Source organism: Aeromicrobium sp. MLTX1 (genome assembly GCF_046452335.1).
Classification (GTDB): domain Bacteria; phylum Actinomycetota; class Actinomycetes; order Propionibacteriales; family Nocardioidaceae; genus Aeromicrobium.
This window is the reverse complement of record NZ_JBKFDN010000001.1, coordinates 1482241-1494792: the sequence shown is the minus strand read 5'-3', so window position 1 is coordinate 1494792 and position 12552 is coordinate 1482241. Positions and strand designations below refer to the sequence as shown.

Here is a 12552-nt window from a genome sequence, read left to right as displayed (position 1 = left end):
GTGTCCTCGGCTCAGCCGAGGGTGACCCCGATGAACTTCGGCTTGCCGAGCAGGTTGCCCTCGAAGCCCTTGACGTCGTCGCTCAGACCGACGATGGAGTTGCCGAACACGAGCGGGAAGAACGACGTGTCGGCGAAGACCGCCTCGGCGGCCTCGTCCAGACCCGGCTTGCGCTCGTCGGGCTCGGTCGACTCGTCGGCCTTCTCCAGCGCGGCCTCGAGACCTGGGGTCCACTGGTCCGACGTGTTGAAGTAGCCGTCGGCCGAGAACAGCAGGCGGTACGTCATGGCCGGGTCGGGGCGACCCGTCCACTGCGACAGGTAGGCGGGCGTCTTGCGGTCGTTGAAGTAGTCGCTCGTGCCCTGGACGACCTCGAGCGGCTGGATGTCGACGTTGACGCCGACCTCGGACCACTGCTGCTTGAGGATCTCGGCGACGCGCACGGTGGCGGAGTCGGCGTTGACGATCATCGGGAACGACAGGTCGGTCTTGCCGGCCGCGGCGAGCAGCTTCTTGGCCTCGTCCGGGTCGTACTCGGACTTCACCGACTCCGGCGGAGCCGCCCAGTAGTCGCTCGGCAGGGCGCCGTTGGCGACCGAGCCACGGCCGAAGTAGGCGCTCTTGAGGAGGGCCTCACGGTCGATGGCCAGCGAGAGGGCCTTGCGGACGTTCGGGTCGCCGAGCTCCTCGGAGTCGCGGTTCAGGTACACCTGGTTGACGTTGACGCGCGGGGTGTCGCTGACCTCGACGTTGTTGGCCTTCTCGAGGCTGTCGGCGTCCGAGGGCGAGACGTCCATGACGACGTCCTGCTGGCCCGAGCGCAGCGAGGTCACGCGGGTCTTCGGGTCCGGCATGATGTTGAAGTTGATCGCCGAGACGCGCTCGGCGTCCTTGTCCCAGTAGTCCTCGTAGCGCTTCACCTTGATGACGGAGCCGCGCTTCCACTCGACGAACTCCCAGCCGCCGGCGCCGACGGGCTTGGTGCTCAGGTCGCCACCGGCAGCCTCAGCCGCCTTCGGGGAGACCATCATGCCGGCGCGGTCGGCCAGCACGAGCAGCAGCGAGGCGTCGGGTCCGTTGAGCTTGTAGGTGACCGTGTACTCGTCGTCCGCGGTGACCGTGTCGACCGAGGCGAGGTCGGCCTGAATGTTGGAGCCCTCGCCCTTCGCGCGCTCGAAGTTGTAGACGACGGCCTCGGCGTTGAACGGCTCGCCGTCGTGGAACGTGACGCCCTCGCGCAGCTTCAGCGTCAGCTCGGTCGGGGACTTCTGCTCCCACGACTCGGCCAGGCCGGGCTGGGCCTCGAGGCCCTTGTCGTACGAGATGAGCGTGTCGTAGAGGGGGTAGATCAGCACGTGGTCCGTGCCCGCGTTGCCGCGGATCGGGTCGAGCGACGAGGCGTCGGACACCGCCGCCACGCGCAGCGCGCGGTCGGAGTCGCCGGAGTCGTCGCCTCCGCCACCGCAGGCGGCGACGAAGGAGAGGAGCAGCGTCGCGACGACGGCTCCTCCGAGGGATCGAATCTTCATGATGCCTGTCCTTCCGTCCACTGCTTGCGCAGCTTGTACTTCTCGATCTTGTTGGTGGGGGTCCGGGGGATCTGTTCCACCGGGATCACGTCACGCGGCCGCATGAACTTCGGCATCGTGTCGAGACAGTGCTGCTCGATCGCGGCGCGATCGAACGTGTGGCCGTCGGCCACCTCCACGAAGGCGACGACGTCGTCCTCGTCGCCCTCGCCGCTGGGCACGGCGATGACCGCGGCCAGGGCGAGCGAGGGGTGCTTCACGAGCATCTCCTCGATGTGGAATCCCGAGATGTTCTCGCCGCGGACGCGGATGCGGTCGCCCATGCGGTCGATGTACGTGAAGACGCCGTCCTGGTCGCGCACGGCCGCGTCGCCGGTGTGGAACCACAGGTTCCGCCAGGCCTTGACGGTCGCCTCGGGCTTGGCCAGGTATTCCTCGTGGATGAGCGACGACAGCCGCGGGCGCATCGCCAGCTGGCCGACCACGCCGTCGGCGCAGATGCGGTCGCGCTCGTCGAGGATCGCGACCTCGAGGAAGGGGGTGGGCTTGCCCATGATCCCCTTCGGCATCGGGTCGGTGCCCTGGAGGACGAGCAGGCCGTCGTCCTCGAAGACCTGTCGGAGCTCGGCGTGGGTCAGGCCCCGGTAGAGGTCGTCCGGGGTGCCCTCGCCCTGCTCGGTCTGCTCGGTCAGGGTCACGAGCGGGTTGCCCGACTCCGACTGGCCGAAGCCGGACGTCACGAAGTCGATGCCGAAGCGCAGCGCGAAGTCGTGGTGGTTCGCCGGCAGCGGCTGCATGTGCACCTTGTTGAGCGGGTTGCGACGGTCGTCGTCGCGCGGCTCGGCGTTGAGCAGCCAGGGCGTCATGACGTCGAGCAGCACCGCGGTGGTGCAGCCCGTCTCCTTGACGCGGCGCCAGAAGTCGTTGGGGCTGAAGCGGTCCCACAGGCTGACCGAGGCGCCGGTCCACAGCGCCCGCACGACGTTGAAGTGCGCGCCGCCGACGTGGTACATCGGCAGGTCGTTGTAGACGACGTCGTCGCGCGTCAGCGTCCGGCGGCCGACCCAGCAGTACTGGTTGACCCAGCGGTGCGACTGGACGACGCCCTTCGAGGGTCCCGTCGTGCCCGACGTGTAGATGACGTTGGCCGGGTCGTCGAACTCGACGTGGACGGCCGGGCGCTCGGCCGGCTTGACCAGCTCGCCCAGCTCGCCGTCTCGAAGGCCGTCGATCACGACGACCTTCGGCGCGCAGCCCAGCCGGTCGCCGAGCGCGGTGACGCGCTCGTGCATCGCGCGGTCGACGAACAGCACGACCGGCGCGGTGTCGTTCAGCTGGTAGGCCAGCAGGTCGCCCGTGTACTGGAAGTTCACCGGCGCGTAGACCGCTCCGGCCTTCCACAGCGCGTACATCAGCACGGCCGACACCAGGGGCTGGGTGGTCAGGATGCTGACGCGCTCCCCCGGCTGCACGCCGAGCGCGGCGAGGTTGCCCGCGACGTGGTCGGTGATCTCGGCGAACTCGGCGTAGGTGAAGCGCTCGCCCGTCTCGCCGTACAGGACGGCGAGGCGGTCGGCGTCGTGCTCGGCGTGGTGGTCGAGCGCGTCGACGGCCGTGGCGAAGTCGAACTCCAGCCGCGACTCCAGCTCGGCGGCGGACTGGTACGGAGCCATGTCAGGGCCTCGTTCCGAAGGACGGCGGACCGACCTGCTCGGGGATCACGCGGTAGGCGTCGCGCACCCAGCGGGTGAGCACCTCGCGCGAGCGGCGCGGGTCGATGAGGTCGGCGACGCCGTAGCGCTCGGCCGTGCGGAACGGCGACCGGGCGGCCTCGAGCCGCTGGTGGATGTCGGCCATGAGCGCCTCGGGGTCCTCCGAGGCCTCGAGGTCGGCGCGGTAGGCGGCCTCGACACCGCCCTCGACGGGCAGCGAGCCCCAGTCGCCCGAGGGCCACGCCCACTGGCGGTTGTAGCGGTGACGGTTGATCTGGCCGGCGCCGCCGACGCCGAAGACCCGGCGCACGATGATCTCGGCCATCGGCACGCGGGCCTGGTAGGCCGCGACCACGGCGCGGGCTCCGCGACGGATCGACGCCGTCTTCTCGGCCTGGAGGCCGATCATCATCCCGGCCTGGTCGGTGAGGCTGACGATCGGCAGGTGGAACGTCTCGCACAGGTCGATGAGGCGGGTCAGCGCGTCGGCGCCGTTCGGCGTCATGGTCGCGCCCTTGTACGGGTCGGTCGCGACGACGCCCACCGGGTGGCCGTCGAGGCGGGCCAGGCCCGTGTAGACCGAGGCGCCGTACCCGGCGTACTCGAAGTTCGAGCCGCCGTCGAAGATCGCGTCGAGGATCGTGCGCAGGCGGTAGGGCTGGCGGCGGTTGCGCGGCACCACGTCGGCCAGGCCCTCGGCACCCGTCGCGGGGGCGACGGCCTCGACGACCGGCGGCAGTCCGTGCACGCTCGACGGCAGGTAGGACAGGAAGTCGCGGACGGCCTGGAGAGCGGCCTTCTCGTCGGGGACGATCCGGTCGATCGCGCCGCTGCGGCGGTGCACGTCGGCGCCGCCGAGCTCCTCCTTCGTGAGGTTCTCGCCGGTGGCGTGCTTCACGACCGGCGGGCCCGCCACGAACATCTGCGAGATGCCCTCGATGAGGACGCTGAAGTGGCTCATCGCCACGCGACCGGCGCCGAGGCCCGCGACGGGGCCCATGCAGGCGGCCACGACGGGGACCAGCGAGAGGTTGTCGACGAGCGCGTCCCAGCCGGGGTTCGCGGGCACGTAGGTGTAGCCGGCGTCCTCGATCATCCGGACGCTGCCACCGCCGCCGGTGCCCTCGACGAGCCGGACCAGCGGCACGCGCAACGCGCCCGCGAGCCGCTCGGAGTCGACCTGCTTGGCCATGATCGACGCGTCGGCGGCGCCGCCGCGGATCGTGAAGTCGTCGGCGCCGAGCGCCACGCGCCGGCCATCGATCTCACCCAGGCCGAAGAGGAAGTTCGCGGGCATCACCGCGACGGTCGAGCCGTCCTCGGCGTACGTCGCGAAGCCGGCCATGCCGCCGATCTCCTCGAAGGAGTCGGCGTCGAGCAGATCGGTGATCCGCTCGCGCACGGTGCTGCGCCCGGCCTCGTGCTGGCGACGGATCTTGTCCTCGCCGCCGAGCAATTCGGCCAGCTGCTGCCGGCGCGAGATCTCGTCGATCTCGTCGGACCACACGTGGCTCACTGGTGCCCCTCACGTCGTCGGTGGCGGCTCCTGCCGCCTTGGTTCACGCCAGACCTAAGCACTCGCTTAGGTCGTGCAGAATGCCAACGTAGGTGATCGAGGTCACAAAGGCAATGGGTAACTTGAATTCAGTTTCACATCGCGAAACGACGCTGCCCGAGCCGGACGAACCGGCTCGGGCAGAGGGGAAGGGCGGGAGGATCAGTCGGCCAGGCGGGCCACGACGGCACCTTCCTCGACGATATCTCCCTCGGAGAACAGGACTTCTTCGACACGTCCAGCACGCGAGGAGATCACCGGGATCTCCATCTTCATCGACTCGAGGATCACCAGGGGCTGGCCCTCCTCGACCTCATCGCCGACGGCGACCTCCACCTTGAACACCGAAGCCGTCAGCTCGGCTCGCACATCGGTCATGAAAGTACCTTTCGACAGTCGTCAGGGCTTGGATGGGAACTAAGCATACGCTTATGCTGAGTTTCGGGAAGAGGCCTGACGCATCACGCCTCCCGACGGACGGAGCGCGACGGTGACCGAGACGACCAGCCAGAGTCGGGAGCAGGGCGTGTCCCCGGCCTACCTGATCGACCGCGAGCGGGCCGAGCGCCGCATCGAGGAGTTCTGGGACGAGCGCGCCACCGGCGCCTCCCGCCGCATCCTGCGCGGCGCCACCCTCGCCTTCGCCGACCTCGGCTACCACGGCGCCTCGACCCGCGAGATCGCCAACCGCGCGGGCATGAGTCCGGCCGCGGTGTACATCCACTTCGAGTCCAAGCAGGAGCTCTTCCACCGCATCGCGCTGGACGGCCACCAGGCCTCGACCGGCGCCTTCAGCGAGCCGGCCCGCCGGGCCAGCGACCCGCTCACCCAGCTCAAGCTCGGCATCGCCTCGTTCGCGATGTGGAACGCCGAGATGAACCTGCTCTCGCGCTCGATCGAGTACGAGATCCGCCTGCACCGCGACCCGGAGTTCGCCGACATCTGGACGCTGCGCCGCAACGTCGACGTGCACCTGCTGGACATCATCACCACCGGCGTGGAGCAGGGCGCATTCACCGTGGCCGATCCCGAGTGGGCCCGGATCATGATCTTCTCGGCCGCGATCGACGTCTCGCGCTGGTACCGGCACGGCTCGCGCCGCACGCCGGCCGAGATCGGCTTCCAGTACGCGGACCTGGCGATGACCCTCGTCGGCGCGACCGACGTGCCTCGCTGACCCTGCCCCTTCGGGGACCTGTTGACACGAACGTCAAAGTCCGCTTCACTCGGTTGACACCGACGTCAATGAGACCGCCGTCACTCCTGCGTGGTCTCCCTCGATCCCCCGGAGGCAGCCGTCCCATGACGACCCCGCAGACCCTCGACCAGTACGTGGAGACCGTCCGCCGGCTCCAGGCCGACCTCCGTCCCGCCGGCATCCCGGCCGAGGTGCAGTACCCCGTCGGGGAGATCACGATCCCGGCCCACGTCTCGCACTGGGCCACCGAGCGTCCCGAGCAGGTCGCGCTCGCCCTGGGCGACGTCCGCTTCACGTACGCCGAGCTCGACGACGCGCACCGCCGCGTGGCCACGTGGATGTCCGAGCACGGCGTCGGCCGCGGGGACCGCGTCGCGATCTACCTCGGCAACTCCACCGAGTTCGTCATCGCCTTCCTCGCCGTGCTGCGCCTGGGCGCCGTGCACGTGCCGGTGAACCCGATGTTCCAGCCCGCCGAGCTCGCCTACGAGCTGCTCGACAGCGAGCCCGTCCTCGTCGTCACGAACCAGGCACTCTCCCCCACGCTCGAGGCCTGCGCCGACCGCGTGCCGGCGATCCCCGTCCTGCTGACCGACGGCTCGGGCGAGCTCGGCTGGGAGTCCGCGATCGCGGCCGAGCCGTACGCCGGCGACGACGGCGACCTCCACTCGCTCGCGGCCCTGAACTACACCGGCGGCACGACCGGCATGCCGAAGGGCTGCCAGCACAGCCAGCGCCACATGCTCTACACCGTGGCCAGCGCCGCCACCGCCACCGCGATGCCGGCGGACGGCAGCTACGTCTCGCTGTGCTACCTGCCGATCTTCTGGATCGCCGGCGAGGACCTGGGCATCCTCATCCCGTTCGTCCTCGGCGGCACCAGCATCCTCATGGCCCGCTGGAACGCGGCCGAGGTGATCGACACGGTCGAGCGCGAGCGGGTCACGCTCATGACCGGCACGGTCGAGAACTACCTCGAGCTGATGGAGACCCAGGACCTGACCACCCGCGACCTCAGCTCGCTCGAGGACCCGCAGGCCGTCTCGTTCATCCGCAAGATGACCCCCGAGGTGCGCCGCCGCTGGGCCGAGCTCGTTCCAGGCTCGACCCTGCGCGAGTCCTCGTACGGCATGACCGAGACGCACACGATCGACTGCGTGCCGTACGGCTTCGCCGAGAACGACTTCGACCTGCTGGCCGAGCCGGTGTTCTGCGGCATCCCCGTTCCTGGCACCGACATCGCGATCGTCGAGCTGGGCACCCAGACCCCCGTCCCGCTGGGCGAGGTCGGCGAGATCATCGTCCGCAGCCCCTCGGTCACCGACGGCTACTGGCGCAACGAGGAGGCCACCCGCGACCAGCTGGTCGACGGCTGGATCCACACCGGCGACAACGGCCGCATCGACGAGCAGGGCTTCCTGCACTACCTCGGTCGTCGCAAGGAGATGATCAAGGTCAACGGCATGAGCGTCTTCCCCGCCGACGTCGAGATGCTGCTGGCGCAGCACCCCGCGGTCGACTCGGTCGCCGTCGTGCCCACCGACGACCCCGACACCGGCCAGCGTCCCGTTGCCTTCGTCGTCCCGCGCGCGGACAGCGACGTCACGTCCGAGGAGCTCGTGACGTGGGCCCGCGGCAACATGGCCACCTACAAGGTGCCCCTCGTGAAGGTCCTCGGCTCGCTGCCGCTGACCGCCACGGGCAAGGTGCGCAAGAACGAGCTCGCCGACGACGCGGCCGCGCTCAACGCGAGGGTCCCGTCGTGAGCGCACTGCCCTCGCTCGCCGAGGTCGACGCGCTGGGCCCGCTATTCGTCCGCGAGGTGCCCGAGCGCTACCGCGACCTCAACGGCCACGTGAACGTGCGGGGGCACTACGACCTGCACATGGACGCGGCCGAGGAGTCCTGGGAGCGCCAGGTGGGCCTCGACCAGGCCTTCCTCGACCGCACCGGGCAGAGCTCGTTCAGCATCGCCCACCACGTGCAGTTCCACCACGAGATCCTCGTCGGTCACGAGGTGTCGGCGTACCTGCGGATCCTGGGCCGCGCCCCCAAGACGGTCCACGCCGTCACGGTCGTGGCCAACCGCACCACCGGCGAGATCGCGAGCACCCTGGAGTTCGTCGAGGCCTACGTCGACCTCACGACCCGGCGCGCGACCGAGTTCGCCCCCGAGGTCGCCGAGCGCATCGACGCCCTCTTGGCCGAGCACGCGGCCCTGCCGTGGTCGCTGCCGTCGAGCCACCAGCTCGGCACCTCGCGCCCGTCCTGACTCAGCGGCCGAGGCAGGCCATCCAGATGCGGTGCATCTCCTCGACCGCGGCGGCCACGGTGGTCTCGCCGGCGACGACGAGGGGCGCGTAGCGGTCGTTCATGCCGGCGCCCATGAGGCCGAGCGCCTCGGGGTCGGCGACGGGATTCACCCGACCCGACTTCGCGTGCTGGCCGACGTAGACGGCGGTGCGGTGCACGGCCTCGCCCTGGATCTGGCTCCACAGCGCCCGCAGCTCGGGGTCGGCCACGGCCTGGTGGTTGAGCACCGTCATCAGCGCGAGGTTCTCCACCGTGGCCTCGAGCGTGGTCTCGATCGTGCGGCGCAGGACGCCGTCGACGTCGTCGCGGTCGATGCCCGAGAGATCCTGGGCGCGCAGGAAGCGGTCGCGGACCTGCTCGGCGAGCACCGCGAACACCTGCTCCTTCGAGGCGAAGTAGACGTAGAAGGTGGCCCGGCTGACGCCCGCGCGGCGCGTGATCTCGGCGATCGTCGTGGCGCCGTAGCCCAGCTCCTCGAACGCCTCGCGCGCCGCGTCGAGCAGCTCGCCGTGGCGCTTGGCGTCGGCGCGGTCGTGGTCCTCGCGGACCGCCCAGCCCTGTGTCATGGCCCCAACCCTAGCGTGACCATTGACACAGGTGTCAACAGTCGCGAGGATAGGCGTTGACACCCCTGTCAACGTCGGGAGACACGATGAAGGTCCTGATCGCCAACCGCGGCGAGATCGCCGCGCGGATCGAACGCGCGGTGCTCGCGCTCGGCTGGACGGCGCAGCACGTCCACACCGCCGAGGAGGCCGGCACCGCCGGTCCCGACAGCCACCCGCTCCCCCGGGCCGGCGTCGCGGGCTACCTCGACGTCGAGGGGATCGTCGCCGCCGCCGTGCTGACCGGCTCGGACCTCGTGCACCCCGGCTACGGCTTCCTCAGCGAGAGCGCCGAGCTGGCGCGGGCCTGCGAGGCCTCCGGACTGACGTTCGTCGGCCCCGAGCCGTCGACGCTCGAGCTCTTCGGCGACAAGGGCCGCGCCCGCGAGCACGCCCTCGCCCAGGGTGTCCCCGTCCTCGACGCGACCGAGCGGGACGCGAGCCTCGCCGACGTCGCCGCGCTGCTCGAGCGCCACCCCGGCGGCATCATGATCAAGGCCGTCTCCGGCGGCGGCGGGCGCGGCATGCGCCCCGTCACCGACCCGGCCGATCTCGCCGAGGTCTACGACCGCTGCCGCTCCGAGGCCGAGCGCGCCTTCGGCAGCTCAGCCGTCTACGCCGAGCGCCTGCTGCCCAGCGCGAAGCACATCGAGGTCCAGGTCCTCGGCGACGGCTCGGCGGTCGTCACGCTCGGTGAGCGCGAGTGCTCGGTGCAGCGCCGCCACCAGAAGGTCATCGAGACCGCGCCGAGCCCCTCGCTCACCGACGCCCACCGCGAGCGCCTGGTCGCGTGGGCCAAGGACCTCACGGCTCCCCTCGGCTACCGCGGCCTGGCCACCGTGGAGTTCCTCGTCAACGCCGAGCTGCTGCACCGCGGCGGCCCGCTCGACGCCGTCTTCATCGAGGTCAACCCGCGCCTGCAGGTCGAGCACACCGTGACCGAGGAGGTCACCGGCGTCGACCTCGTACGGTCGCAGCTGCTCGTCGCCTCCGGACAGGGCCTGGACGAGGTCGGCCTGTCCGGCGACGTCCGCCCGCGTCCCGGCGTGGTCGCGATCCAGTCGCGCGTCAACGCCGAGGAGGTCGTCGGCGGCACGGTCGTCGCGACCACGGGCACCGTCACCGAGTTCACCGCGCCCGAGGGCGTCCGCGTCGACACGGGCATCGCGCCCGGCGCCGTCGTCGACGGCACGTTCGACTCCCTGCTCGCGAAGGTCATCACGGTCACCGAGGGCGACCACGTCGCCGCGTGCGCCGACGCCGCCGAGGCGGTCGCCGCGCTGCGGGTCGAGGGCGTGCGGACGAACGTCCCGTTGCTGCGCGAGCTGCTGACCTCCGACGTCGTCCGCCGCGGCGACGTCACCACCGCGTGGCTCGACGGCCTGCTCGCCGAGCGTGCCGAGTCCGAGCGCTCCACCGACGCGTCCGGCACCGTGGCCTCGGTCATGAACGGCACCGTCCTGGCGGTGTCGGTGAAGGTCGGCGACACCGTCGGCCCGCGCACCCCGCTCGCGACGCTCGAGTCGATGAAGATGGAGCACCCGGTCACGGCGGGCTTCGCCGGCACGGTCACCGAGGTCCTCGTGGCCGAGGGCGACCAGGTCGCGGCCGGCCAGACGGTGGCCGTCGTCGCCCCGGACGACTCGATCGAGCACGACCATGCCGAGGACGAGGACGTCGACCTCGATCACATCCGTCCCGACCTGGCCGAGCTGCACGACCGGATCGCCCGCACCCGTGACGACGCCCGCACCGAGGCCGTCGCGAAGCGGCACGCCCGCGGGCACCTCACCGCCCGCGAGTGGGTCGACCTGCTCGTGGACGAGGGCACGTTCACCGAGTACGGCGCGCTGACGGTCGCGGCCCAGCGGCAGCGCCGCAGCCTCGAGGACCTGATGGCCAACACGCCCGCCGACGGCATCATCACGGGCCTCGGCACGATCAACGGCGCGACGTCCGAGGCGTCGAGCCGCTGCGCCGTGCTGGCCTACGACTACACCGTGCTCGCCGGCACGCAGGGCTACTTCAACCACAAGAAGACCGACCGCCTGCTCGAGCTGGCGCGCGACCGGAAGCTGCCGGTGGTGTTGTTCGCCGAGGGCGGCGGCGGTCGTCCCGGCGACACCGACACCGCCGACCTGCTCGCCGCGGGCCTCAACGTGCGCACGTTCGCCACGATGGGCTCGCTCAGCGGCGTCGTGCCGACGGTCGGCATCGTGACGGGCCGCTGCTTCGCGGGCAACGCCGCGCTGCTCGGCTGCTGCGACGTCATCATCGGCACCGAGGACGCGAACCTCGGCATGGCCGGCCCCGCGATGATCGAGGGCGGCGGCCTGGGCGTCTTCACGCCCGAGCAGATCGGCCCGATGTCGGTGCAGGGCCCGAACGGCGTGGTGGACATCGTCGTGGCCGACGACGCCGAGGCGATCAGCGTGGCCCAGCGCTACCTCTCCTACTTCCAGGGCGCGCAGCCCGAGTGGACCGCCGCCGACCAGCGCCGCCTGCGCCACGTCATCGGCGAGAACCGCAAGCAGGTCTACGACATCCGCACGGTCATCGAGTCGCTCGTCGACACCGACAGCGTGCTGGAGCTGCGCCGCGAGTTCGGCACCGGCGCGATCACCGCGCTCGTCCGGATCGAGGGCCGCCCGTACGGCCTCGTCGCGAACAACCCGGCCCACCTGGGCGGCGCGATCGACGCCGACGCGGCCGACAAGATGGCGCGCTTCCTGCAGTTGTGCGACTCGCACGGCCTGCCGGTGGTCTCGCTGTGCGACACGCCGGGCTTCATGGTCGGCCCCGAGAGCGAGCAGACCGCCACGGTCCGCCACTTCAGCCGCCTGTTCGTGATCGCCGCGCACCTGAGCGTGCCGATGACGACGATCGTGCTGCGCAAGGCCTACGGGCTCGGCGCGCAGGCGATGGCCGCGGGCGGCTTCGCCGAGACCACCGCCACCATCTCGTGGCCGACGGGCGAGATCGGCGGCATGGGCCTCGAGGGCGCCGTGCGACTCGGCTTCTCCAAGGAGCTCGCCGCGATCGAGGACGAGCAGGCCCGCGCCGAGCGCTACGAGGAGCTCGTCGCCCAGCACTACGAGGCCGGCAAGGCGATCAACGGCGCCATGAAGCTCGAGCTCGACGAGGTCATCGACCCCGCCGACACCCGCCGCTGGATCGTCGCCACCCTCGGCGACTGGCACGGCGAGGGCTCCCACCGCTTCGTCGACACTTGGTGAGGCGAGCGGCTACTGGCCGTAGGAGAACCTGAGGTCCGCGAAGAACAGGTGGTTCAGCCGGAACCGCAGGTGCCCCAGCTTGCTCTCGTCCGGCGCTTCGTCGGGTGTCAGCAGCCGAAAGGTGAGCAGGGTTTCGCCGTCTCCAGCGTCCGCGACGTCGAGCCACACCTCGTCGCGCGGACGACTGGGCCACAGCGACGACCAGACGAGGCTCTGGTCCTCGACGGACCGGAGGACCGTTGGCTCCGCCTCGTCTTCCAGCAATCGAAGCCACGGCCTCGCGCCCGCTTGGTGCGGCTCGACGAGGGACCGCCACACGATCCGAGGCGGCGCCGGCAGCTTGCGCGCCCGCGCAGCTAACTCGAGCATCAGTGGATCATATGGCGAAGCAACGGAACTTCTCC

General features: G+C 70.7%; 10 protein-coding genes. 4 read left to right on the top strand and 6 right to left on the bottom strand.

Annotated features, from left to right (window positions below; all coding sequences use genetic code 11):
- Positions 1–11: 11 nt before the first annotated feature.
- From ACK99Q_RS07135 to ACK99Q_RS07120, 4 genes are all read right to left on the bottom strand, one after another.
- Positions 12–1529 carry an ABC transporter substrate-binding protein gene (locus ACK99Q_RS07135; RefSeq protein ID WP_410185458.1) on the bottom strand — a complete coding sequence of 506 codons (1518 nt, stop codon included), beginning with the start codon at positions 1527–1529 and terminating at the stop codon, positions 12–14.
- On the bottom strand, positions 1526–3202 hold the full coding sequence (locus ACK99Q_RS07130) for a class I adenylate-forming enzyme family protein (protein ID WP_410185457.1): 1677 nt from the start codon (positions 3200–3202) through the stop codon (positions 1526–1528). The genes ACK99Q_RS07135 and ACK99Q_RS07130 overlap by 4 nt, the downstream gene beginning before the upstream one ends.
- 1 nt (position 3203) lies before the next feature.
- Positions 3204–4757, bottom strand: coding sequence for an acyl-CoA carboxylase subunit beta (locus ACK99Q_RS07125; protein WP_410185456.1), 1554 nt, complete (start codon positions 4755–4757; stop codon positions 3204–3206).
- Positions 4758–4958: 201 nt separating this feature from the next.
- Positions 4959–5174 (bottom strand): biotin/lipoyl-binding carrier protein, encoded by a 216-nt coding sequence (locus ACK99Q_RS07120; protein WP_410185455.1) that lies wholly within the window; start codon positions 5172–5174, stop codon positions 4959–4961.
- Between the two features lie 112 nt (positions 5175–5286).
- On the opposite strand from ACK99Q_RS07120, the gene ACK99Q_RS07115 reads away from it, so the two are divergent.
- From ACK99Q_RS07115 to ACK99Q_RS07105, 3 genes are all read left to right on the top strand, one after another.
- On the top strand, positions 5287–5973 hold the full coding sequence (locus ACK99Q_RS07115; RefSeq protein ID WP_410185454.1) for a TetR/AcrR family transcriptional regulator: 687 nt from the start codon (positions 5287–5289) through the stop codon (positions 5971–5973).
- 125 nt (positions 5974–6098) lie between these two features.
- The gene (locus ACK99Q_RS07110; protein ID WP_410185453.1) at positions 6099–7760 is read left to right on the top strand and encodes an AMP-binding protein; all 1662 of its coding nucleotides are present in this window, start codon (positions 6099–6101) and stop codon (positions 7758–7760) included.
- The gene (locus ACK99Q_RS07105; RefSeq protein ID WP_410185452.1) at positions 7757–8266 is read left to right on the top strand and encodes an acyl-CoA thioesterase; all 510 of its coding nucleotides are present in this window, start codon (positions 7757–7759) and stop codon (positions 8264–8266) included. The genes ACK99Q_RS07110 and ACK99Q_RS07105 overlap by 4 nt, the downstream gene beginning before the upstream one ends.
- 1 nt (position 8267) lies before the next feature.
- Here the strand turns inward: ACK99Q_RS07105 and ACK99Q_RS07100 are convergent, their stop codons facing one another.
- The gene (locus ACK99Q_RS07100; RefSeq protein WP_410185451.1) at positions 8268–8873 is read right to left on the bottom strand and encodes a TetR/AcrR family transcriptional regulator; all 606 of its coding nucleotides are present in this window, start codon (positions 8871–8873) and stop codon (positions 8268–8270) included.
- Positions 8874–8959: 86 nt separating this feature from the next.
- Here ACK99Q_RS07100 and ACK99Q_RS07095 point away from each other — a divergent pair, with 86 nt between their 5' ends.
- Positions 8960–12148: a carboxyl transferase domain-containing protein gene (locus tag ACK99Q_RS07095; RefSeq protein ID WP_410185450.1), complete on the top strand. Its 3189-nt coding sequence runs from the start codon at positions 8960–8962 to the stop codon at positions 12146–12148.
- 9 nt (positions 12149–12157) lie between these two features.
- On the opposite strand, the gene ACK99Q_RS07090 is transcribed toward ACK99Q_RS07095, so the two are convergent.
- On the bottom strand, positions 12158–12517 hold the full coding sequence (locus tag ACK99Q_RS07090; protein ID WP_410185449.1) for a hypothetical protein: 360 nt from the start codon (positions 12515–12517) through the stop codon (positions 12158–12160).
- Positions 12518–12552 lie beyond the last annotated feature (35 nt).